The following is a 24,625-nucleotide window of genomic DNA, read 5'->3' as shown; positions in this document are numbered from 1 at the left end:
TACTTGAAGTATTCTAAATTGGAGTGTATATAAAATTATGATGGAACAAACTCGGCAGCATACTGCCAATAAGGGGAGCCGGCTTACGCAGAGCATCCTGATGCCGTTCGTTGCGTATTCCATACTATTCGTTGTAATTGTGGCAATGACGTATGGTTTTATCTGGCTCAATAGTCGGACGTTTATTTGGGACCTGGACGGTATTGCCCAACATTTCCCAATTTTAAAAGAACTCCACCACTTACTAACATCCAAGGAGTCGCTGACTGGCTGGTCTTGGAATATTGGCCTTGGAGCGGATAAATTAACGACGTTTTCTTACTACGTATTGGGAGATCCGGTTAACTATTTAGTTGCCTTGTTCCCAGCTCAATTGATTGAGCGAGCCTATCAACTCTTTGTCATTATGCGCCTTTACACGATTGGACTAGCATTCATTCCGTTTGCAAAGAGCTTGGGATTCAAACACCGCAACATTGTGATTGGGAGCTTGCTATACACGTTCAACGGCTTTACGTTCTACGTTAGCATTCATCACCCATTTTTCTTGATTCCATTCATTTTGCTACCACTACTTTGCTTAGGAATTGACCAGATTTATCAAGGAAAATCACCAATTTTGATGATTCTGGCGACGGCGTTTACGTTGTTTAGTAATGTTTACTTTGCTTATTTACTGGGCCTTGTAAGCCTGGTTTATGCGATTATTCGCTACATTGATATGAAGATGCGCCGGACCCTGGAGCGCAGTTTCTTACAAGTTATTGGCCACTTTGCGTTGACGATTTTGGTTGCGGTCCTGACGGCAGGCGTCTTACTACTACCTACCGTAATCGCGATGCTACATTCAACTCGAACAGGTGGTACGGCGTTTGCAAATGGCTTTAAACTGTATACTCAAAATTATTATTTAGATCTTCCTGCATCACTTCTTTCGACCAATGGTACCAATTTTTGGCTTATTTTTGGAATTACGGGATTTGCGTTCCTGGGGTTGATTTATGTGCTGAAGCACTTCAGGGAGCACTTTGCTTTAGCTACAGTACTAACGTTGATTTTCTTGGGAACCCTTTCTCCATGGGTTGCCGCTACCTTCAATGTTCTTGCTGCACCATCGAACCGATGGGTCATGGTGGCACAACTACCACTAGCCATCGCAGCAATAGTCCCGCTAGAACGACTAGATCGATTAAGTAAATCCGACGTTATGACGTTGGCTGCGGCTAGCTTTCTGCTGTTTGCCCTGACGTGGGCACTCGGTGGAGGACTCTTCTTATATGCCCACGATGTCATTGCCTATGTGCTCTTGGCCGTTTCCTTAGTCATTGTGGTGGCACCAACGCTATTTGGTAATCATCCAAACTGGCAATGGACCGGACTGGCAACGTCAATTCTCCTGGCCGTAATTAGCATTGGAATTGGGCTTTATAGTCCTGAAGCTTCTAAGTATTCGACGCAACAAGTTCAGTCGGGGAGTGCCTCCCAATGGGCTAAAAACTACTATGATCAAGTTGATCAGTATTTAAAACAATCATCAACTAACTTCTACCGAACAACAACTGCTAAGGGTTATTACAACTACAAGACGGTGAATAACAACATGCCGATGCTACTGGGTGTTCATAACATTGGCGCTTACTATTCTGTTCAAGATGGCAAAGTGTTGGAATTCTCTGAATCCGTTGCGAACCAGCAGGCAGCTATGAACGATCCAATTCGGAGTGCTGACCACCGGACAACCCTCGAAAATTTATTAGGTGTGAAGTACATGTTCATGCGGATTGATCAGACTAAGCAGCAGTCCGTTCCGTACGGCTTTAAGTACATTAAGAAGCAGAATGGCCATGTTCGCGGTTTCCGAGATAAGAAGGCGCGTGGCTTGGGTAATAACACCGGGACCGTTCTATTGAAGAATAACAACGCCTTACCACTGGCATACGTGCAAACGCATCAAGTAAGCGAGCAAAGTTACGACAATATGACGCCGTGGGCCCGTGAACAAAGTATGACCTTCGGCGCAGTGACTGAGACACCTGCTAGCGGTGTTCGAAAGGCGGCAGTTAAAGATAATAGTCGTACGGTTGACTACTCGGTTGAAAACCTTAGTCATCCACTGATGACCGCAGACCAAGTTGTCAGTTACCGGTCAAGAAACAACTTTGACGGGACGATTTCCAAAACTAATACGTCGGAACCTGCATCAAGCTATCAGACGTTTACACCCAAGGTTGAAAAGGACCAACGCTATGGAACCGGTGTATATCCGATTTCTAAGACGCTTCAAAGTGCCTTGGACAAGAATCGGAGTATCTATGAAGATAACGCAACGGACAACGAAACCGGTCTAAAGAGCATCACCAGTGATGCTTCTGGAAACACCATGGTTTACAAACTGAACTTTAATCAACCCATGCAAGCTAAGAATACTGAGTTATATTTGGATCTGGATGGGATAACGACCACGGTGCCTACCAAGCAGGACGTCTTAAGCCAAGACTGGTATAAGTCTGTTTTTCGGGATGAAACCCGTTCAAAGTTCAATATTCTCCAAGACGTGCGGAAGGCCACTTTGTACCCGAACGAAGCCGGTTACACTTTGACGGCAGAGACGCATGATAATTCAAACAATAGTGTGCAACTGGGTATCACTAACATGTCCGACTACGAGAAGAAGACTCATACGCTAATTAATTTAGGGTATTCGGCTAAGAATCGTAATAGTGTGATACTTCGCTTCTCTGGCGTGACCAGCATTCACTTTAAAAGTGCAAAGATTGTCGCTGTTCCATTTGGCCAATCATATACAAATCGCCTGCAAAGATTGAAGAAGACGAAGCTGAATAACTTGAAGATTCAAAATGATAAGGTGACTGGGCAAACCCATACGACTAGGGCTGGTGTGTTGACGACCTCAATTCCATACAATGATGGATGGCGGCTTAAGGTTGACGGTAAAGAACAAGCAACTCAAGTAGTTAATAAGGGCTTTGTCGGTGCCTCAGTTTCAGCTGGCAAGCATAACATCGAACTCACGTATCAAACGCCGGGATTAACGCTCGGTAAAGTGGCTACGGTGATTGGGATTATTGGACTGATTTTGAGCAGTTTAATCTTCTCAGGATTTGTGAAAAATCAAAAGCAGCCAAGAAGACATTAAATAAAGAAGGTGCATCTCCTAATTAGCAAGGAGATGCACCTTCTTTATTTAAATTTATCGATTCAGTTCCGCTGCTGTTGGGTAAGATTTCTGAGTACCAGGACGCGTCACCGTTACGGCAGAATAGTCGTTAGCATGGGCTAAAGCTTCTGGAATAGATTCACCAGCAACATAGAAATTTGCGAAGGCCCCGATGAAGGAGTCACCGGCTCCGGTGGTATCGACGGCATCAACTTTGTGCGCTGGTATCAGTTTGGCATCGTCTGGACTAATCCAAAGAACGCCTTTAGATCCCAAGGTAACGATGAGGTTCGAGACACCTTCTTTGACTAAGGTACGAGCGGCCTCCTTGATATCGTCTAGGGTCTCAACCGGCATACCGGTAATTGTGGCAAGCTCAGTTTCGTTTGGCGCATAAAATTGAACCCGCGTCACAAAGTCCTTATCAATACCTGAAACGGCAGGCGCTGGATTCAGCAGGACCGGTACGTTGGCTTCATTGGCAATTTCGATTGCGCGATAGTTGGTTTCAAGTGGGATTTCTTGCTGGAGGACAATAAGTTTTGAAGACTGAATCACATCGATGAACTGATTGAGAGCCTCCGGGGTGAGTTCCTCATTTGCTCCTTTGACGATGATAATGCGGTTGTCTGAGGTTGGATCAACAAAGATAGGGGCCACACCACTATTAGCTTTACCACGAATGATGGTCTCGGTACCAATCCCATTTTTCTCGTAGTTGTCGAGCTGTTGGGCACCGAATTCGTCACCACCCACAGCTGTAATCATAGCAACATCTGCGCCGAGTCGTGCAGCAGCAATCGCCTGGTTAGAACCCTTACCACCGAAGCCCATCGAAAATGAGGGGGCACTAATCGTTTCCCCTTCAGTCGGCATTCTATCGATATATGTGATTAAATCAATCATGTTTGAGCCAATTACCGTAATGTCTGCCATTATCTTCACTCCAAATTAATTTATGGTTGCGCTTACAGAATAGTATAAACCAATTTCGAGCGACGATGTACAGAATCGAAAAGTTCCAATTGTGTTTCGCCAAAATTGAGGCGGCACGGGTCCTGTGTTAAACTGGGGTTCCAACAAATTGGAAAAAGGTGATTGAATTGGTTAAGCAGGGACAATTTGCGGGCTCAAGTTCCCAAAAGAAAATTAAAAATAAGCTGCGTCATAAGCAAAAGAAGACTGGCCAATCGATTGAGTCAACGGATTTAGAGGCTTTTGTGGTGGGGCGCTATCGACTCACCCAAAGCAAGCAGCTTTCCCAGGTTAAGCAGGAAGCGCTACAGCGTTACTTGATGGTGTGGTTAGAAACTGCGCAGGCCATTTCAGCACAGCCCTGGTTGATTCAGCAAATTACTAAATCGACTTTTCAGCGGATTAATATTCGGTTGCCTTGGCAGTTTTACATGGTGATTAGCGATAATTGGATGGCATTACAGCGTTTTATTGTTCGGGAAATTCCCGCTGTACCACTGAGCGATCGGCTGATTGTGACGGATGAAGTCAATTCGGACCAAATAGACACGATGGTAGCCGAGCAATTGGCTGTTAACTTCTTTATTGATACCTTTAAAACGGATACGAAACGTTTGGCAGGCGTAACGACTGAACAGATTAGACAGCTGCAGACTAGCTTTCTAACCGAAGACCAGTTGGACTGGACGAAGGTCCGCGGGCTATTTACTCCAATTGGGTACGTTCGTGAGAAACAAGACGATGAGCTGACTAAAAAATGGCTGGCCACACTAGCGAAAATTTAAAACCTTATTGGTATCGCTTCCAACCTAGCCTATACTGAAATTAATTAAACGTTGGGAGTGAAGACGATGTTACATCAATTTACAATTACAAAACCCTTTTGGGAACTATTTCCGGATGTTCAAGTTGCGGTGATTACGGTGCGGGGCATCGACAATCACGATCACGGCCAAGTGCCTGCAAACTTGTTGCGAGAAGCAAATGACCAGGTGGAAGACTTAATTCCGTACGAGCCAATTAGCAAAAATCCCTTCATTCATGAATGGCGAGAAGCCTTTTCGAAGTTTAAAACGAAGAAGGGGGCGCGATTCGCGGTTGAAAATTTGCTGAAACGGGCCAAGAAGGGGAATCCTGTTCCTAGCATCGATCCGATTGTGGATTTGTACAACGTCATTTCATTGAAGTACGGCTTCCCAGTTGGCTGTTTGGACGAAGACAAAATTGTGGGAGACATGCAGCTGACCGTTGCTGAGGGGGGCGAACCCTTTACCGCAATTGGTGAGGACGACAATGAACCAGCTTTGGCAGGCGAAGTTATTTATCGTGATGAAGCTAAAGTAACGAGTCGTTGCTGGGCATGGCGTGATTCACAAATTTCAGAGGCAACAGAGGATTCTACTAACTTCCTTATGTACGTGGAGTGTCTAAAGCCAGAATGGCGTGAGGACCACAAACGAGTCCTTAAGGAGCTCACTGACAGTATTCAACAGTACCTGGGTGGAGACATCGAAACTCAGATTGTGACGATTGAACAGCCAAGTATTACTTTTAAATAAACGAAAGGCGTCCGAATTAAATTTCGGACGCCTTTTTAGTCAGCCGATTAAATTCTGTTTCACAATATCAATTGCCGGTAATGGTGCATTCGGATCTAAATTAGTTTCACGAATAGCGGATTCAACTGCCGCCCGTTTTGGGACTTTTAAAATATCTTGGTTTTGACTTGATGCAAATGTAACGTGAGTAAGACAATAGCTATCATCCATGCCTAGATTAATCATGCGAATAATCTGTAAGGCTGCCTGCCCCATCAAGAAGTAGTTGTCTGGTGCGGATAATATTTGAAACGTAGCACTCCCAAATTGCATGATACTCTTTTGTTCTTCCGGCTCCTCTAAAATTACCTTATACCGAATCGTTACCGTTTCATCGGTAATTTTGTTGTTGAAATTGATGCGGTAGTATTTCATAAGCTTGCCCTCCAAAGGTCCCTTATTAGCCTAATACTAGCATAATGTTTGGAATCAAACCATGATTAAGGAAAATGACGGAAAAAAGTCTAAAATAAATTGTTAAGGTTGTTTACTGATTTTTCATTAACCTTTTTAATATGATTAAATAAGAAAGAAATTCCGACAAAAAGCGAGTAAATTGTCCGCTAATGAATTTCAACTACCTGGGGAGGTACTTGGATGGCATCTCAAGATTCGACTGAAATACAAATTCATGACGGGATTCAGCAATTAATCAATCTTAGACGCGTAGTTTCTGCGTTTTCGACCCATTTCTTGGATGAGCAGAATCTTTCGCTTAACGATCTTGCCATTATTTGTGAACTCGCAACTGAAGGGGCGATGACGGCTTCGAGTTTGGCTAAGAAAACGGGGATGCAAAATTCATACGTGTCTACTAAGATTTCAAGTATGCTTAAGCAAAAAATGATTACGGAGCATACCGTGAGTGGTAATCGCCGGTTAAGAATTATTGGCTTAACACCGGCAGGAAAAAATGTGTACAAACAAATATTTGCGGCGTTTCCAGAGAAGTATGATGAAATTCGCCATCAACTGGATGATGTTTTGGAAGATAAATAAGACTAACTCCTGATTGAACCTAATCACGAGTTTTTTTGACTTCCCTGTCAGATGTTGGTAGAATCATTAAAAAACGATGAGAGAAGTGACGCGATGCGCATTCGAAAAATGGAGTCACGGGATAACCAGCCCATGAAACGAATCTTACAAGAAAGCCTCAGGGATGCTCAGTTGGATAAACCTGGGACGGCTTATTTTGACCCGCAGCTTGATGAGTTAGCTAGTTACTATGAAAAACTGGCGCACGGCGCCTATTGGGTAGCCGTGAATGAGCAAGATGAAGTTGTGGGAGGTGTTGGTATCGGTCCTTTGGATTGGGAAGCTGGTATTTGTGAACTTCAAAAGTTATACATTGATAAATCAGCTCGCGGTCACGGTCTTTCCAAACAGCTGATGAAGCAGGCAATGGACTACGCGCTTCAGGATGGCTATGAACGGATTTATATTGTAACGGACAGCCGGTTACCAGTCGCTAACCAGCTTTATCAAAAGTACCAGTTCGAACGGTTAAAAGCACCTTTACCGCAGGACCCGCATCCAGGCTGTGACACTTGGTACATCCGTGACATTCGCTTAGCCGATGCCGGCTAAAATTGACATTTAGTTTTGCGGTTACTATACTAAAAATAGCATCTGATTAATAATTGTACGACTGAAGAGGTTATCCGATTTTGGCATTCGCCCCTTGCGTGACAGGGAACGAGTGCCTTTTAAAGTGAAACATAAGACAGAAAGGTGATAAATAATATGCCAAAGACAGAAGTAGAAAGTTTTCAACTGGATCATACTAAGGTTAAAGCACCATACGTTCGCCTCATCACTGAGGAAAACGGACCCAAGGGTGATGCCATCACGAACTTTGATTTGCGTTTAGTTCAACCTAACGAAAATGCGATTCCAACGGCCGGTTTACACACGATTGAACACTTGCTTGCCGGATTGCTCCGTGACCGCATGGACGGTGTGATTGACTGTTCACCATTTGGTTGTCGGACTGGTTTCCATTTAATCATGTGGGGTGAACACACCACGACCGAAGTTGCCAGGGCCCTCAAGAGTTCACTTGAAGAAATTGCCAACGTGGTTAAGTGGGAAGATGTTCCTGGTACAGATATCACGAGCTGTGGAAACTACCGCGACCACTCACTCTTTTCCGCTAAAGAATGGAGCAAGAAGATTCTTGATGAAGGAATCAGTGACAAGCCATTTGAACGTCACGTTATCTAATAAGGTTACAAAAAAAGGCGTCTCATCCTTTATGGATGAGACGTCTTTATTTGTTCCTATAGCAAGTTTTTGTTGTAAGCCATGTTCATGATGGATTTAGTTTCAGTAAACTCGTTTTCATCATGCAAGACGACCGTGATAATGCGGTTATGGCCAGATTTTTGACCAGTACCTACGAAACAGTAACCGGCTTTGGGCGTGTATCCCGTCTTTAAGCCATCCACGTTAAGAGAAGCCGAGTAGTATTTCCGACCTGGCAACATATTGTTGTAGTTGTATAGCGTTTGACCGCTTAACGTCATGGATTTGACCTTCGCCGTCGTCAACGTACTAGGGAAGTCTGTAATCAAATGGTCAGCGATGATGGCAACGTCATTAGCGGAGACCATGTTGGCATCGCTACCGCCGATTGAGTAGCCAAAGGTTCTTAAGTCAGATTGTTCCAAGCCGGATGAGGAAACGAAGTTGGTGTGCTTCAAGCCCCATTCGTCAGCTTGGCTGTTCATCATCGTGATGAATTTTTTGTTGGCGGTTGGTGTTGAGCCACCAGCGACCCATTGGCCTAATGCGATAGCAGCGTTGTTTGAAGAATCAATTAAGGCAGCGTCGAAAAGTTGCTTAACCGTGTAGGAATTCTTGGTGAATCGGAAACCACCACAAGCACTGTCTAGTCCCATTCGCTTCAAACCTGAGTATGATGTGTTCACTTTTGAGCTCCATGAACCACTTGATCCAGCAGCCTTTTCCTGAACGAGATAAAGGGTCATGATTTTGGAAACTGAAGCAATTGGACGAGCGGTATTACCGTTCTTGGACCAAACCGTTTTATTTGAATCAGCGTCGTAAGCTACAGCTGCTTTTGCGTATTTTAAACCAAAGGGTGCTGCACCTTTGACGACGTATTTGTGCCAAACAATTCCGGACTTAGTGCCAGCGCCATTTTTAACCTTGTAGTAAACGGCCTTTTTGCCGTTATGCTTCAAAGTAACTTTCTTCGTTGCGTACCAAGTGGTGTTGGGGTAAGACTTGAGCTTTGCGACCACTTTGGTGTGGCTAGCATTATAGACAGCACCGCTCGTGCTCTTCTTATGGTAAGCAGTCTTAGTCATCGAAGTGGATGAGACCGTTGAATAAGCCGAAGCACTAGCGTCCTGGGCTGTACCACCTGCAAAGCCTGTGAGCGCAACAGCCGTGACGAAGGCCAGCGTCATTTTTTTCAAATTAAGCATGTGAGTAATCTCCTTAAATGATTGATTGATTCCTATTTTGCCATGAATTGCAGCCGAAAGTTGGATTGTCACGAAATTGTGACTGGATTGTAGAAAACGGAAATAAAAAAACGATTCAGCAGTTACGCTGAATCGCTTAGGGCATACCGCGTTGTAGGGGGACGGGTATGAATTAGAATGTTGCTAAATGATTAGGGGTAGGGGACTAGTACCAAGCAGGTTTGTCGCCGTCGGTATTCGGTTTATTCAACCCAACAGAATGGCCAATTTCCTTGGTCGGATCCTTAACGAGTTGATAAACGAAGTCCGCGACGCTTTTTCTGGAGACCTCTGTACCCTTGAAGGTTTCGCCTTTTTGGGTCGTCTCGTAATCAATTTCATCCTTGTTGGTTAACCAAGCAGGACGAATAATGGTGTAATCGAGATCAGATTCCTCTAGAACTTTTGCAGCTGCGGCGTAGTTGGTAATGTAACTTCCAAGGGTTTGATTGTTCCATTTACCAAATTTACCAGGCACTTCATCGTAGATGCCGAGTGTCGAAATCCAAATAAGACGGGTGACGTGCTCGGTATGCAAGGCGTTCACGACCAACTTGGCTTGTGCCTCAATGTTACTCCCCGAAAGGTTGGCATAAACAACATCAGAGCCATGAACGGCTTTTGCTAAAGCTGCTTCATCAGTGACATCACCTTCGATGACCTCAGCTTTATTGCCAAGATCACCCAAACGTGAAGCGTTTCTTAGAAACAAACGGACTGAGACATCGCTGTCAGCGAAGAAACGTTCTTCTGCCAACTTGGCGATTTGGCCGTTTGCACCTAAAACCAAAACTTGTGTCATGAGAAAACCTCCTATGCATATTTTCTGCTACACCCCTACTATAGGAGTCTTAAATTGACAAATCAAGTTTTAATATTTGCAATGTTTTTCACAATTAAAATCTAAAAAAGAACCGCCATTATGGCGATTCTTTGTGATTAAAATTTATCGTTTTTAACGGCTTCTTCGCCTTGTTTTGATTTGGCAATCGCCTCTTCTTCATTACCATGGAACTTAACGAAGTAGAGAATGGTCATAATTGCCAGGAAGATTACACCCACAATAATAGAAACTCGAGTTTCTGGGTTCACGAACATGAATAGTAAGGTGAGAACCAGGAAGAAGATGGTGATGTAGTTTGAAACGGGCGCAAACGGCATCTTGAATGGGTGATCACCCATTTTATCTTGATGGACCTTTCGGAACCGAATTTCGCTAATCAAAATCACGAACCAAGGAATCATACCAGGCAGGACACTTGAACTGTAAACCAGCACGAAAATGTTGCTAGCGTCTGGCCAGAAAATTGGAATCAAGAAGTTAAGGACCACACCAAGAAAAATTCCCAACGAAATGGCGATAACTGACCAATAAGGGACACCGTGGCGGTTTAGCTTTAAAAATCCCTTTGGTAATTCGCCCCGGTTAGCCAAGGTAAAGGCCATGCGGCTGGCACTGTAAATACCAGAGTTTGAACCAGAGAGGGCAGCCGTCACCACCACGAAGTTAATGATTGAAGCTGCGGCGGTAATTCCAATTTTGGCAAACGTTTCAACGAATGGTGAACCTAGTGCATCAAGTTTATTCCAAGGGTAGATTGAAACAATCACGAAGATGGCACCAATGTAGAAAATTAAAATTCGGGCAACCGTTGATTGGATGGCCTTAACAAGGGTATGACGAGGATTTTCAGCTTCACCAGCTGTAACCCCAATTAACTCAATCCCTTGATATGACGCAAGAACAATGGAGAGGGCGAAAATGAAGCCTTTGACACCACCGGTGAAGAAGCCACCGTTTGTCCACATGTTGCTGATTCCGATTGGATGCATGTGATTGCCGATCCCAAAAATGATGAGGCCCAAGCCGGCCACAATCATTAGGATGATTGTGACAACCTTGATGAGTGAGAACCAAAATTCCAACTCTCCGAACATCTTGACGGAAATTAGGTTGGCAAGGCTGAGGAACAGAATGGCAATCAAACCGGGAATCCAATCTGGAAGTCCAGGCCACCAGAATTCCATATAACCACCAATGGCAATCATTTCACTCATGCCGACGACGATAAATTGGAAGATATTACTCCAGGCAGTCAAATAACCGAAAACCGGGTGCATATATTCAGTCGCAAATTTCGAAAATGAACCAGTATCCGGATCAACGTATAACATCTCACCGAGGGCCCGCATAATGAAGTAGAGAAAAATACCAGCGATTCCGTACGCGATTAGGACGGAGGGACCGGTCCACTTGATGGTGGAGGTGGACCCCATGAAGAGTCCCACACCAATTGTTCCACCGAGGGCGATCATTTGCATCTGTCTTGCGCTTAGTTTTCTTTGCATAGCCTAAAGTCCCTTTCGTACTAATTTTATTATTCAATATGAAGCATTTTCTAACTTTATCTGATGAATCCGTTGATATATCTAGCATTAAAAAGTTAAAAAAGTTTAAAACAATATGAGAACATGATACATGAAACACTATTAATGAGCAAATTTTTTCCTTTAATAGTGGCGTGATGCCCAGAAAAGTTTTCCAGAAACCGTAATTAAAGTTACAATTGATATCAATAAAATTGAACGAGACAAAAAGGAGGATCACCATGCGTTTTCTACACACAGCTGATTGGCACATTGGCAAAAAATTACACGGATTTGATTTGGTTGAGGAGCAACGGGATGCTTATCAACAAATTTTAGCCATTGCAGATGAGGAACACGTCGATGCCGTCGTGATTGCCGGTGATTTATACGATCGTAAAGTTGCCAGTGAACTGTCCGTTAACGAGCTAGATGACATGATTCGTGACTTAAATTTGACCCATCACTATCCAATTTTAGCCATTAGCGGGAACCACGATAGCGCTACTCGGTTGGGAAGTGGTAGTCACTGGTACGAAGCGACCCAATTTTATTTGCACACGACAGTAGCACAAGCCATGAAACCCGTAGAATTAGATGACACACAGTTCTTCTTACTACCTTATTTCGAACCTTTCCAGGTGCGTCATTTCTTTGAAGACGACGCCATTCAAAATGTTCAGCAAGCCATGAACCGTTTAGTGACTGAAATGCAGCAGCAATTTGATCCAAGCAAAAAGCACGTTTTAGTGGCACATTTCTTTGCTGCTGGAAGTGAACACGTGGATTCGGAAACGAGTGTCGAAGTCGGCGGCTTAGACGCCATTGCAGTCGATAGCTTGTCGGCTTTTGACTATGTGGCGCTTGGTCATTTGCATGGTAAGGACGCCTTGCATGCTGAAAAGGTGAAATACAGTGGTTCACCGGTTAAGTTTTCGTTATCAGAGGCTAATCAGCAAAAGGGCGTTTGGATTGTTGATACAGCGGAAATGAGTACAGCGTTTAAAACGATTACCCCAGTGAAGGACATTCAGGTCCTGACGGAATCCTTCGAAACGTTGATAGATCCGAAGTATTACGAAACTGTCAATCGGGATAATTTTATCGCCATTAGTTTGGCGGATACTCAGCAAATCACTGATGTTATGGCGCGGTTACGAAAAATTTACCCGTCCATTATCAGCATCGATCGCCAAAATGGTATTGAAATTGCCGAACAGCAATCGCGAGTGGATCCCAATTTGGACCCGCTAGTTTTGCTTGATCATTTTTATGAAGAAGCAACCGGCGGATCGCTGACGAATGAACAACATAAGTGGGCGGCGTTAACACTCACTGATGCAATGGGGGAAGAGACTGTATGAAACCACAAAAATTAGAACTTCATTATTTCGGTCCTTACCGTGATGAAATGATTGATTTTACAACGTTTTCGGATTTTCCCGTCTTTTTAATCAGTGGAAAAACCGGTGCTGGTAAAACCACCATTTTTGACGCGATGGTCTTTGCATTGTTTGGTGAAACATCTGGAAAAGAGCGAGATGGCAAACAAATGCGCGCCGATTTTGCGACTGCCGAGGATGAAACGAGCGTACGATTCACGTTTGCGCACGAAGGACAAACGTATGAAATCGAGCGGAAGCCGGAGCAAACCGTCCAAAAAAAGAATGGCGGTGGTCGAACCGATCGACCAGCAAAGGTAACGTTAACTGTTTATGATGCGACGGGCCAGGAAGTAGACCAATTGACTAAAATTAATCCAGTCAATGACTACGTGAAAAATCTGTTACAACTGACGGCTAGCCAATTCAAACAAATTATTTTAATTCCTCAGGGTAAATTTCGGGAATTTTTAACGGCTTCAAGTGGGGATAAAGAAGTTATTTTACGAGACTTATTTGGGACTAGTTTGTTTGAAAATTGGGCGGAAGCTTTAAAGACCATGTTGGCAGAAAAGAAAAAAACGAATGCATCGCTGGAGCAGAATCTAGGTTTCTTACAACAACAACTCAAGTGGTCCGATGATAATCAAGTGGCTGCCACGGCGTTAGGGTTAGCAACTGAGCAAATCGCACTCATGAAAGAGCAGCAAACTCAGGCGCAAATAGCATTGACAGAGAAGGCTCAGGAAAGCAAACGGGCGGAAACCAAGCTAAATGAAGCACGATTGAAACTGACAAACGGTCAAAAGCTAACCGAACAGCTTCAAAAGTTAGCCGAATTACAGCTAAATCAGCAGTCACTAACCGAAGAAGCTGATCATATGGCTGCACTTAAAACGCATTTAGGACACTTGAAATGGGCGCAAACTTTGCAGGGGAAAGTAGAAAACTGGCAAACCGCAACCAACGATTTAGCCAAGTTAACCACTGATTTGGCCACGATTGACGAACGGCTAAAACGTAAAAATACGGACTTAGCCAGTGCCCAGCTACGTCAAGCGGAATTGACCAATCAACAGGACGCAATGGCAACGCTCACTAAGCAGTTAGGAAAACTAGAGGCCGTACGTGGCAACTATGAAAAATTAACCAGTGTAGAAGCTGGCTTAAAAACGCAAAACGAAAAGTTAGCGAGCTTAAAGCAGGAACAACTAACGGTTTCGGAGAGTTTAACCGCTAATCAGCAAGCAGTAACACAACTGCAGGAAACGATTGCCAAGGAGTCAGCTTTGCTGAAGCAACAAACTGAGTTGAAGTTACAGCTGAACCAGTTGAATGGGGTGGCTGAGCAGACACGGGTGGTGAACAATCTACAGGCTCAAGTGACTGAAAGTCAGGTGCAGGTTACGCAGGCTACGCAAATTGTGCAGTCAGCCCAACAGACTCACGATGATTATCAAGCTGCTTATGAGGCGGTGAACCAAAAGTGGCTAACTCAGGAAATTGCACGGTTAAGTGCGCAATTAGAGCCAGGGACACCTTGTCCGGTTTGTGGTGCGACTGAGCATCCTGCTCCGGCACTCACCACCACAATTGATGTGAGTGAAGCCGAGGTTAAAACGGCTGAAGAGCAGTTAAATCAAGCGACTACAGCGTTATCGCAAGCCCAACAGGATTTGCGCGCAGTCGAGACGACTTTAACCGAGCGCCAACAGCAGGCGAAAAACGCTACGGATAAGCTGAATCAGCTCGCTGAATTGCCTGAAGGACAGTCGGTCGAAGTAGCACTTTCAGATGCTCAACAGAAACTCAGCACCACGGAGCGTGACCTTGAAGAAATTGGGCAAGCCAAACAAGATTTAAGGTCTCTGACCGCCAAAGTTGAAGCAAAGCAACAGCAAGTTGAAGAACTTAGAGCTCATCAAAGTACGGAACAACTCCAACAGACGGCGCTCGAGACACAACAGCGCGAGTTGCTCCAACAGTTGCCGGCTGATTTGCCAACTGTTGAGGCTTATCAGGCACGACTGACCGCCTTGCAGGGTCAGAATAATACTTATGAAGCAGAGCTCAAGGCAGCTAAAGAGGCAGTTGATGAGTTACGAACGAGCGTGACGCAGGATACCGTCAATTTAGGACATACGCAGACCGCCATTGAAAACCGGCAGGCCGAGATTAAAACAGTGACACAACAACTCACGACTGCTACGGAACAGGAACTTCAAACCACTGATTTAGCTGAACTTGTGCACCTGATTCAGCAATTAGATCAAGTTGCAACAATCCAGCAGCAATCGGATCAGTTTAGACAGCGTCAGAGTGAAATTGAGGGTGAACTAAAACAAGCTAAAGCGACCATTGGTGATCAAAGTCAACCCGATTTAACGGTTTTGGACGAGGCGGTTGCTGAGGCTGAGCAAGCCTACCATGAGGCTAGTCAAGCTCATTATGACGCCCAACAAGTCATTAAAGCCAATGAAGAGTTGGTTCATCAAATGGCGAAGTTGGTTGATCAACAAACGGATCAGATTAAGCAGTTGAATGAACTTGCCGCACTTAGCGAAGTAGTCAATGGTAACGGTAGTCAACGCCTCAGTTTGGAGCGTTATGTATTACGAACTTATTTAGAGCGGGTCTTGAATACCGCGAATAATCGATTACAGCATTTGACCAACGACCGTTACCGCTTCGTCTTAGCAGATAAACCGGGTTCCGGCCGGGGTAAATCAGGACTCGACATCAATATTTACGATGATAACGTGGGGAAGGATCGTAGTGTGAACACGCTCTCCGGGGGAGAAAGTTTCATTGCAGCGTTGGCACTAGCTTTGGGACTCGCAGAGGTGATTCAAAACCAAGCCGGTGGGATTAAAATTGAAGCACTATTTATCGACGAAGGCTTCGGTTCTCTAGATGAGGACGCACTGGATCGGGCGATGGACACGTTACAGTCAATGGAAAGTGGCTCGCGCATGATCGGTATTATTAGTCATGTCCGCGAGCTGCGCGCCCAAATTCCCGGACAGTTAATTGTGAGCCCTAATGGTAACGGTGAAAGTACGGTCAGTTATAAGACTGAGGTTGAAGTTTAGTTGACTAATGAGATTAAAATTAAATTAGGGTATTGACGAATTTATCACCAAGTACTAATATTGGCTCCAACATAAATATTCGCTCACAAAACCAATGAGGTGGAGATCAAGATCGTTGTGCACGTAAAGAGAGTTGCCGGTGCTGAGAATGGTAGCCGAACGCAGACGATTAAATGGACCACTGAGGGTTCTTCCGAAAGCAAGTCGAGTACGGAGAAACGTCAGGCATACGTCAGTTGCCGGGAGGATGTTAGTCCTCTGCTAAGCGCGAAAAGACTAATCCGTTTTACTTACAGGATTAGCTCTTTGTCGAATTAAGGTGGCACCGCGGAATAATCCGTCCTTAACAAGTTGTTGACTTGTTGTGGGCGGATTTTTTGTATTCCAAGGAGGTCCTTAAAATGACAATTAACCCCGGTAAACGATGGCGACACTCACTGAATGAATTCGCAAAACCAACAAAATTTAGGAGTGATACTTATGATCGAACAAGCCATCAAGAAAGTTGCAGAAAAACAGGATTTAACCTTTAACGAAGCCCAAACCGTAGTTGATGAAATAATGGGTGGTCAAGCCACCAACGTCCCAATTGCCAGCTTGTTGACGGGACTTGCAATCAAAAAAGAAACTGTTGAAGAGATCGCTGGAGCAGCGAGTGCAATGCGTCAACACGCACTCCCAGTTGCAATTGAAAAACCGGTGCTGGAAATCGTCGGAACCGGGGGTGACCATTCCAACTCGTTTAATATCTCGACGACCGCAGCATTAGTGGTTGCAGCGGCTGGAATTCCGGTAGCAAAGCATGGTAATCGCGCCGCTTCCTCAAAAAGTGGTGCTGCAGATGTCTTAGAAGCTTTAGGAATTAAGATTGACGGTGCACCAGAAACCAGTGCATCAATGCTTAACACGATTGATATTTGTTTCTTATGTGCTCAAGAATATCACCAAGCCATGAGGTACGTGGCACCCGTCAGAAAAGAACTTGGTATTCGCACCTTGTTCAACATCTTGGGACCATTAGCAACCCCCGCACATGCTGAAAATCAATTGTTGGGTGTTTACTCAGAATCCTTACTGTTGCCAATGGCGCAAGTTCTTACCAAGCTAGGCGTGAAAAATGCGATGGTTGTTTACGGTCGAGATGGATTGGACGAAGTTTCCATAACGGATAGTACCGCGGTTGCTGAACTACGCAGCGGCGAGCTTACAACTTACGACATTACGCCAGAACAATTTGGCTTTAAACGTGCGCCTCACGCTGACATCGTGGGTGGCACACCAACAGATAATGCGACTATTACCCGCGAGGTTCTCAGCGGCAATTCTGGTGCAACTCGTGACATTGTCCTGATGAATGCGGGGGGGGCCATTCACGTGGCTCGACCTGAACTTAGTTTGGCGGCAGCCATTCAACTGGCGGCCCAAACAATTGACTCTGGCCAAGCAACGGCTAAACTAGAGCAATTTATCGAACGTAGTCAACGGGCGGTGGTCGCATGATTTTAGATGACTTAGTCGCCGCAACCCAGCAACGTGTGGCGGGTGAAAAGGCCCACACTAGTTTGGTCACGATGCGGACACAAGCTGAGGCATTACCAATAGGAAAGGGCTTGCGGTTTAGTGAAATTCTGAAGCAACCTGGCATTCACATTATTGGTGAAGTTAAAAAAGCGTCTCCCTCGAAGGGGTTAATTGCCACAGATTTTCCCTATCAACAAATTGCGGCTGATTACGAAGCAGCCGGCGTCACGGCAATTTCGGTTTTGACGGAACAAACGTACTTTCAAGGGCAACTCAGCATTTTGACGCAGCAACAATTGGAAGATTATTTAGCTTTAGCCACGTCGTTAGGCTTGTCAGCAATTGTGGAGGCACATAATCAATCGGAAGTTGAACGAGCAGTCGCTGCTGGTGCACAAATTATTGGCGTGAATAATCGGAATTTAGCCGATTTTTCGATGAACTTGGATAACAGCCTCGAACTGCGAGCAGCTGTACCGGGAACCGTAGCGATGATTGCGGAGAGTGGCATTAAAACGCGTGACGACATCATTAAATTAGAACGAGCTGGCATCAATGGCGTCCTGATTGGTGAAACACTCATGCGTGCTAGTAACAAGCGCCAACTCGCTCGTGAATTGGCGGGGGTAGCCAATGACTCAAATTAAAATCTGTGGCATTCGAACGAGTCACGATGCTGACGTGGTCAATCAGACCCAACCGGATTTTGCTGGCTTTGTATTTGCGGCCGGTAAACACCAAATTGAGTTAGCTCAAGCCAAACGGTTACGAGCTGAAATCGATGCTCAGATTCCTACCGTTGGGGTTTTCGTAGATGCGCAGTTAGCTGAAATGGTGATGGCGGTCGACTCAGGTGCTATCAACTTCGTGCAACTTCATGGGCATGAAAGTGAGGGACTGGTTAAGCAATTACAAGACCATCGCATTCCAGTTATCAACATGGTTGGCAAGCAGGTACGGCCAACCATCGCGGAATACGTCATGGTTGATGCCGGCAAAGGCAGTGGACAGCAATTAAATTGGTCAGCAATCAGACCAACGAATCAATCACTGGTGTTAGCGGGTGGACTTAACCCGACGAACCTAGAGCAAGCAATTCAAACGGTCCATCCAGACATGATCGACCTTTCAAGTGGCGTCGAGACGGATGGTGAAAAAGACATGGTGAAGTTGCGTGAAGTTGTCACCCTCGCCCACAAAAGGAGCTAATGATAATGGAACAATTAAAAGAGGCAACTGAAAAAAAGGGGTATTACGGCCAATTTGGTGGTCGCTACATTCCTGAAACCCTAATGAATGAGTTAAATCATATTGAAGCAACTTACAATGAATTGAAGGATGACCCTGAATTCCAGGAAGAACTCCACACGCTACTTCGCGATTACGCTAACCGCCCTTCACTACTGTATTTTGCCAAGAACATGACTGAGGATCTTGGCGGTGCTCAAATTTATTTAAAACGGGAGGACCTGAATCATACCGGTGCTCACAAGATTAATAACGTTCTGGGTCAGGCACTATTAGCCAAGCACATGGGAAAGACGCGGTTTATCGCCGAGACCGGTGCAGGTCAACATGGTGTGGCAACGGCAACTGTGGCAGCCTTAATGGGGATGGAATGTGAAATATTTATGGGCAAGGAAGACACAGAACGACAAAAACTCAACGTTTATAGAATGGAACTATTGGGTGCTAAGGTGCATGCCGTCACAAGTGGCTCCATGGTGTTGAAGGATGCGGTCAACGCAACAATGCAGGAATGGGTGAGTCGGGTTGACGATACTTTTTATATTCTTGGTTCTACGGTTGGTCCTTACCCATTTCCTAAATTAGTGCACGATTTTCAGAGTGTGATTAGCCAAGAAACAAAGCGACAATTGGCCGAACAAGCCCATCAATTACCTGATATGGTAGTTGCCTGCGTCGGTGGTGGTAGTAATGCCATCGGGAGTTTTGCTAACTTTATTGATGATGAATCCGTTAAATTAGTGGGTGTGGAAGCTGCCGGAAAAGGCGTGAATACAGATCAGCATGCGGCAACCTTGGAAAAGGGTAGTACTGGCATTTTTCATGGGATGAAATCGATGTTCCTACAAAATCATGACGGCCAAATCGACCAAGTTTATTCGATTTCTGCCGGGCTAGATTATCCAGGCATCGGACCGGAACACGCTGATTTACAGGATCGCGGTCGCGCCCAATATGTTGGCATTACTGATGATGAAGCTGTTTCTGCATTTGAATACATTGCACAACAGGAGGGCATCGTTGCGGCGATTGAAAGTTGTCACGCCTTAGCCTATGTCCGTAAAATTGCGCCAACCATGGCGAAAGATAAAATTATTGTTTGCACTGTATCAGGACGTGGTGACAAGGATGTTGCTGCGATTGCTAAATACCGAGGGGTTGAAATTGATGACTAAATTAAATGAGGCATTCAAAAATCATAAAGCACTTATTCCGTTTGTCGTTGCGGGAGATCCTGATTTTGAAGGGACGGTCTCCAACGTGATCGCACTAGCTGAGGCCGGTGCAGACGTGGTTGAATTGGGAATCCCATTTTCAGATCCAGTAGCGGATGGTCCGGTTATTCAAGCCGGCTATTTACGAGCATTTGATCAAGGCGTTACGGTCGAGCGTATTTTTCAAATGGTAACGGCGATTCGTGAACAAACGCAGGTGCCACTGGTATTTCTGACTTATATCAATATTCCGTTCAAGTATGGTTACGAAGCTTTTTGTGAGCGTTTCGAACAGTTAAATATTAGTGGATTGGTGATTCCGGATTTGCCATATGAGTCACGTGATGAATTGGCGCCAATCGCCGAAAAGCATGGAATTGCGCTAGTGCCGTTGATTACACTAACTTCGGGAGCACGAATTCCGATGATTGCGAAAGCAGCGACGGGCTTCATTTACATGGTGTCCTCAATGGGCGTTACAGGGACTCGAGATTCATTTACTAAGGCGCTTGGTGAAACGGTGACAGAAATTCGTCGTTATACGGATGTGCCGATTGCGATTGGCTTTGGTATTCATACACCAGAACAAGCACACGAGCTATCACAGATTTCGGATGGTGTTATTGTCGGGAGTGCAATGGTTGATATTGTGGGTAAAGATGGTCAAAATGCGCCAAAAGAACTCTTGTTGTACACTAAAGCGCTGCTAACGGCGATTGATCAGCCAGTAGAAGTTTAGAAAATGATTTGACAAACGGGTTGAAATAGCCTATATTTATAATCAAATTTTAATGAACGTACAAACAGACTTTGAGGAGAAGAGTAGAAGAATCAACGCGAGTAAGAGAGTCCGGTTGGTGGAAAAGGGCACGCAATGATTTTTTGAAGATGAGCTCTGAATAGTTGCCGATGTGTTCACGCAGATCGGCTGGTTGCAACCGATAGCTTGCCAGATACTGTTAGGTATCAGTGAGGCATTACTTGTGAAGGTGATGCGAATATGGGTGGTAACGCGAGCATTCGTCCCTGAATCGTCATTAGACGATGAGGACGAGTGCTTTTTTGTATGGTTTATTGGATAGATATGGAGGAATTGATGATGAGTGAACAAACATTAACTAAGGCACCATTTAACTATGACGTGGTGGGAAGCCTTTTGCGTTCGGATAAATTAAAGCAGGCACGTGAAGACTTTGTGGCCGGAAAAATTGATGAGATCGTTAAAAACCAAATTCAATTTGATGAAACGAAACGCATTGTGGAAAAGCAAGCAGAAATCGGGCTTCACGCAGTAACTGATGGTGAGTTTAATCGTAGTTGGTGGCATTTAGACTTCCTTTGGGGCTTGAATGGCGTTGGTCGTTACGACTATCACCAAAGTTATAAATTTAAGGGTGATAAGACGCGGACAGATAATGCTCACTTAGTTGATCAAGTTCGCTTTAATCCAGAACATCCATTTTTTGAAAGCTTCAAGAAGCTTAATAGTGTTGTACCTGAAGGGGTTCTTGCTAAGCAAACAATTCCTTCCCCAACAATGCTTTTCCGGGACAACCGAAGTGATAATTGGTCTGAATTCTATGATTCATGGGAGGCTTATCTTGATGGACTAGCTGACGCTTATCGCGACACGATTCTACATTTCTACGAATTGGGTTGTCGTTATATCCAACTTGATGACACGACTTGGGCATTCTTAATCAGCAAATTGAACGAAACGGCTGACCAAGCTGAGGAACACGCAAAATATGTTCAATTAGCAAACGATGCGGTTCGCGTCATCAACGCCTCACTGGAACAATTACCAGAAGATTTAACGGTCACCACGCACATTTGTCGCGGAAACTTCAAGTCAACCTTCCTCTTTTCAGGCGGTTACGATGTGGTTGCTGAGTATTTGGGCCAATTACATTACGATGGGCTTTTCTTGGAATACGATAACGAACGTGCCGGCGGTTTCGCGCCATTGGCTAAAATTTGGAATGGTGACAAGGACAAGCGAATTGTATTGGGCTTGATTACATCAAAATTCCCAGAATTAGAAGATCAACCAACTGTGATTGAACGAATCAACGAAGCTGCAAAGTATGTGCCATTGGATAACTTAGCGCTTTCGACACAGTGTGGCTTTGCATCCACTGAAGAAGGAAATAAGTTAACTGAGCAACAACAATGGGATAAACTTACTTTGGTTAAGGATATCGCAACAAAGGTGTGGGGATAAACTAATCTTGCACTGAAAGAAAGGCCAGCTAATCAGCTGGCCTTTTTTGCTGGGCTTGTATAAAAAGTCAATGAAACCGGTTACGTTTGTAAATATGTCTATACATTTATACAAGTTAGTATGCATATAACCCTTGATAAGCCTAAATTTCACTACGGATTTCCGTGAATGTGAATAATCTACATAAAAATTCACACCTTTTTCAATTTTTCATAACGTTTTTAATGTATTCTATGCTATAGTTAGAAACATTGAATTTTGCCAGTCAGGCAACTGAACTGGCGAAGGAAAGATAGCGGGGAAAAGAATGGACAAACAATCAGCTCATCCGATAAACGGAATAACGCTTATCGCACTGGTCATCACCTCATCAATTGGATCAGGGATCTTTGCGTTAAGCAGTGACTTAGCGAACGCCGCTTCGCCTGGACCAGCAATGATTGCATGGCTAGTCGTCGGCTTCGGAATTTTGATGTTAGCCCTTTGCTTGAATAACTTATTAAATAAACGACCCGATTTAGATGGTATCTTTTCATATGGTAAGGAAGGGTTTGGAACCTTTGTCGGCTTTATCAGCGGCTGGGGTTACTGGATGTCGGCGTGGCTCGGTAACGTTGCCTTTGCAACGGTGTTTATGAGCACGTTAGGCTATTTCTTTCCAACATTTAAGAGTGGTAATAATATACCGTCAATTATCGTGGCGAGTCTTGTTGTGTGGGCGCTGACCTTCCTGGTTAACCGTGGGATTGAAAGTGCCGCACTGATGAATACCGTGATTACGGTCTGCAAATTGATTCCAATTTTTATCTTCATTATTGTGGCGTTAATCCTTTTTAAAGGGAACACGTTTACGAGTCAGTTCTGGACCAATATGCAAGGCCAGATGAGCACGGGTAACTTGTTGAACCAAATTAAAAACTGTTTGATGGTCATGATGTGGGTCTTCGTCGGTATCGAAGGAGCGACAATTATGTCCGCTCGAGCTAAGAGCCGAAGCATTGCCGGTCGGGCAACGATTGTGGGTGTGATTGGCTTACTGGTCATCTACATTTTAGCTTCAATCCTGCCATACGGTTACTTGAGTCGTGAAGCTCTAGCAACGATGAAGGAACCCGCTATGGTCTACATTTTTGAAAACATGGTTGGCTCATGGGGCGGTACATTCATTAGTATTGGTTTGTTGATTTCAATTTTAGGTGCTTGGTTATCATGGACCATGCTACCAGCCGAAACATTACAATCCATGTCTGAACAAAACCTTCTTCCTAAGTTCTTTGGTAAAAAGAACCGGTTTGGCGCCCCAACAACTGCCTTGGTTCTTACCGGTGTTATCGTTCAATTGTTCCTGATTTCACTGCTATTTACCAACCAGGCCTATATTTTTGCCTACAGCTTGTGTACGGCTTCTATCGTTATTTGCTACATTTTCGTGGCTGCCTACCAAGTGAAGTATTCTTGGCAGAACTTAGCTGTTAAGGGGAATAAGTGGCAATTGGTGATTGGGCTCTTTGCACTCGTTTTCCAAATTGGTGCGATCATCTTGGCAGGAATTCAATACTTGCTGATCTGCCTCATTATCTACATTCCGGGAATTGTGTTTTATATGTTCGCTCGAAAGAACGCGGTGAACCGATTCTTAACGAAGCGAGAATGGTCGGCTACAGCAGTGATTTGTGCCGCTGCAGTGGCAACCATTTTCCTACTTTCGAACGGGATTATTCATATTTAAAGTGAAACCGACCTACTGAATTTTGGTAGGTCGGCTTTTTTGTGTAGTACTGAATTAAGTTCCTTGACTATGCCTTATACGTGGATTAATCTTAGGACAATATTACATAAATGTTACATTCTTTGGGGGGATTAACATGGGGAAAAAGATTCTTAAAACGTACTTTCTCGGTCTCATTCCGTTTGTACCAGCTATCCTGCTCGCCGGTGCTAAATCAGCACATGGCGATCTTTCGTGGCATTTTAACTGGGTAGTCATTTACTTAATAATTAGTTACCTTTTCATTTTTCCTTATGTGGAAATTCGGATTGTTCGGCCAGATCAAACGGAAATGGCTGATATTGACCTTGGAAGCATTGGTGGCACAACTATAGTTAGCTCGACAAACTCGATTCCGTCACCAACGATTAACAATAAGGAATTAGGGATGCAGCCTCGTGATCCGTCTGTCACGTTTTACCGTGATAAATGGTACAATTTATTCTGTGCGGATTTTACGATTCGGCTCATTATGATTTTGTTTAGCCCGCTTTTTATTGGGTATTACGTGATTAAACAACTACTAAAAAAGTGATTCGGTTAGAAAACCGAATCACTTTTTGT

Annotated in this window: 21 protein-coding genes; 16 read left to right on the top strand and 5 right to left on the bottom strand. The window is 44.5% G+C overall.

Annotated features, from left to right (window positions below):
• Positions 1 to 37 precede the first annotated feature (37 nt).
• Positions 38 to 3,157: a YfhO family protein gene (locus LOSG293_RS01095; protein WP_051907146.1), complete on the top strand. Its 3,120-nt coding sequence runs from the start codon at positions 38 to 40 to the stop codon at positions 3,155 to 3,157.
• Positions 3,158 to 3,211: 54 nt separating this feature from the next.
• Here LOSG293_RS01095 and rbsK read toward each other — a convergent pair whose 3' ends face one another.
• On the bottom strand, positions 3,212 to 4,117 hold the full coding sequence (gene rbsK / locus LOSG293_RS01090; RefSeq protein WP_439645967.1) for a ribokinase: 906 nt from the start codon (positions 4,115 to 4,117) through the stop codon (positions 3,212 to 3,214).
• A 155-nt stretch (positions 4,118 to 4,272) separates the two neighbouring features.
• Here rbsK and LOSG293_RS01085 point away from each other — a divergent pair, with 155 nt between their 5' ends.
• Positions 4,273 to 4,938 (top strand): hypothetical protein, encoded by a 666-nt coding sequence (locus tag LOSG293_RS01085; protein WP_152551062.1) that lies wholly within the window; start codon positions 4,273 to 4,275, stop codon positions 4,936 to 4,938.
• A 66-nt stretch (positions 4,939 to 5,004) separates the two neighbouring features.
• Positions 5,005 to 5,712 (top strand): B3/B4 domain-containing protein, encoded by a 708-nt coding sequence (locus LOSG293_RS01080; protein ID WP_034525996.1) that lies wholly within the window; start codon positions 5,005 to 5,007, stop codon positions 5,710 to 5,712.
• A gap of 39 nt (positions 5,713 to 5,751) precedes the next feature.
• Here LOSG293_RS01080 and LOSG293_RS01075 read toward each other — a convergent pair whose 3' ends face one another.
• Positions 5,752 to 6,126 (bottom strand): NHP6B family protein, encoded by a 375-nt coding sequence (locus tag LOSG293_RS01075; protein WP_034525993.1) that lies wholly within the window; start codon positions 6,124 to 6,126, stop codon positions 5,752 to 5,754.
• 222 nt (positions 6,127 to 6,348) lie between these two features.
• On the opposite strand from LOSG293_RS01075, the gene LOSG293_RS01070 reads away from it, so the two are divergent.
• From LOSG293_RS01070 to LOSG293_RS01060, 3 genes are all read left to right on the top strand, one after another.
• Positions 6,349 to 6,750, top strand: a complete 402-nt coding sequence (locus LOSG293_RS01070) for a MarR family winged helix-turn-helix transcriptional regulator (RefSeq protein WP_034525990.1) — start codon at positions 6,349 to 6,351, stop codon at positions 6,748 to 6,750.
• A gap of 51 nt (positions 6,751 to 6,801) precedes the next feature.
• Positions 6,802 to 7,341, top strand: a complete 540-nt coding sequence (locus LOSG293_RS01065; protein ID WP_081919841.1) for a GNAT family N-acetyltransferase — start codon at positions 6,802 to 6,804, stop codon at positions 7,339 to 7,341.
• A 156-nt stretch (positions 7,342 to 7,497) separates the two neighbouring features.
• Positions 7,498 to 7,977, top strand: coding sequence for an S-ribosylhomocysteine lyase (locus tag LOSG293_RS01060; protein ID WP_034525983.1), 480 nt, complete (start codon positions 7,498 to 7,500; stop codon positions 7,975 to 7,977).
• A 56-nt stretch (positions 7,978 to 8,033) separates the two neighbouring features.
• On the opposite strand, the gene LOSG293_RS01055 is transcribed toward LOSG293_RS01060, so the two are convergent.
• From LOSG293_RS01055 to LOSG293_RS01045, 3 genes are all read right to left on the bottom strand, one after another.
• A complete protein-coding gene (locus LOSG293_RS01055) occupies positions 8,034 to 9,206 on the bottom strand; it encodes a serine hydrolase (RefSeq protein ID WP_034525980.1) in 1,173 nt (390 codons plus the stop codon).
• Positions 9,207 to 9,411: 205 nt separating this feature from the next.
• Complete coding sequence (locus LOSG293_RS01050) at positions 9,412 to 10,047, bottom strand: SDR family oxidoreductase (RefSeq protein WP_034525977.1); 636 nt, start codon at positions 10,045 to 10,047, stop codon at positions 9,412 to 9,414.
• Positions 10,048 to 10,184: 137 nt separating this feature from the next.
• On the bottom strand, positions 10,185 to 11,594 hold the full coding sequence (locus tag LOSG293_RS01045) for an amino acid permease (RefSeq protein WP_034525974.1): 1,410 nt from the start codon (positions 11,592 to 11,594) through the stop codon (positions 10,185 to 10,187).
• Positions 11,595 to 11,854: 260 nt separating this feature from the next.
• Here LOSG293_RS01045 and LOSG293_RS01040 point away from each other — a divergent pair, with 260 nt between their 5' ends.
• The 10 genes from LOSG293_RS01040 (at position 11,855) to LOSG293_RS00995 (ending at position 24,596) form a co-directional block, all read left to right on the top strand.
• Positions 11,855 to 12,976, top strand: a complete 1,122-nt coding sequence (locus tag LOSG293_RS01040) for an exonuclease SbcCD subunit D (protein WP_034525972.1) — start codon at positions 11,855 to 11,857, stop codon at positions 12,974 to 12,976.
• Entirely contained in the window at positions 12,973 to 16,086 is a 3,114-nt protein-coding gene (locus LOSG293_RS01035; protein ID WP_051907144.1) for an AAA family ATPase, read from the top strand. Before LOSG293_RS01040 ends, LOSG293_RS01035 begins: the two co-directional genes overlap by 4 nt.
• A gap of 480 nt (positions 16,087 to 16,566) precedes the next feature.
• Positions 16,567 to 17,586, top strand: a complete 1,020-nt coding sequence (trpD, locus tag LOSG293_RS01030) for an anthranilate phosphoribosyltransferase (RefSeq protein WP_034525968.1) — start codon at positions 16,567 to 16,569, stop codon at positions 17,584 to 17,586.
• On the top strand, positions 17,583 to 18,254 hold the full coding sequence (locus LOSG293_RS01025; RefSeq protein WP_034525965.1) for an indole-3-glycerol phosphate synthase TrpC: 672 nt from the start codon (positions 17,583 to 17,585) through the stop codon (positions 18,252 to 18,254). Before trpD ends, LOSG293_RS01025 begins: the two co-directional genes overlap by 4 nt.
• The gene (locus LOSG293_RS01020) at positions 18,241 to 18,816 is read left to right on the top strand and encodes a phosphoribosylanthranilate isomerase (RefSeq protein WP_081919840.1); all 576 of its coding nucleotides are present in this window, start codon (positions 18,241 to 18,243) and stop codon (positions 18,814 to 18,816) included. The genes LOSG293_RS01025 and LOSG293_RS01020 overlap by 14 nt, the downstream gene beginning before the upstream one ends.
• Positions 18,817 to 18,821: 5 nt before the next feature.
• Complete coding sequence (gene trpB / locus LOSG293_RS01015; protein ID WP_034525962.1) at positions 18,822 to 20,030, top strand: tryptophan synthase subunit beta; 1,209 nt, start codon at positions 18,822 to 18,824, stop codon at positions 20,028 to 20,030.
• The gene (gene trpA / locus LOSG293_RS01010; RefSeq protein ID WP_034525960.1) at positions 20,023 to 20,808 is read left to right on the top strand and encodes a tryptophan synthase subunit alpha; all 786 of its coding nucleotides are present in this window, start codon (positions 20,023 to 20,025) and stop codon (positions 20,806 to 20,808) included. The genes trpB and trpA overlap by 8 nt, the downstream gene beginning before the upstream one ends.
• Before the next feature lie 360 nt (positions 20,809 to 21,168).
• Entirely contained in the window at positions 21,169 to 22,293 is a 1,125-nt protein-coding gene (locus LOSG293_RS01005; RefSeq protein ID WP_152551061.1) for a vitamin B12 independent methionine synthase, read from the top strand.
• Positions 22,294 to 22,600: 307 nt separating this feature from the next.
• Positions 22,601 to 24,022: an arginine-ornithine antiporter gene (gene arcD / locus LOSG293_RS01000; RefSeq protein ID WP_034525955.1), complete on the top strand. Its 1,422-nt coding sequence runs from the start codon at positions 22,601 to 22,603 to the stop codon at positions 24,020 to 24,022.
• 136 nt (positions 24,023 to 24,158) lie between these two features.
• A complete protein-coding gene (locus LOSG293_RS00995) occupies positions 24,159 to 24,596 on the top strand; it encodes a hypothetical protein (RefSeq protein ID WP_034525953.1) in 438 nt (145 codons plus the stop codon).
• Positions 24,597 to 24,625: the final 29 nt, after the last annotated feature.

Source organism: Secundilactobacillus oryzae JCM 18671 (assembly GCF_000740055.1).
In the GTDB taxonomy this organism is placed as follows: Bacteria; Bacillota; Bacilli; order Lactobacillales; family Lactobacillaceae; genus Secundilactobacillus; species Secundilactobacillus oryzae.
The sequence above is the reverse complement of the archived record's forward strand: the minus strand, read 5'-3'. Positions and strand labels throughout refer to the sequence as shown.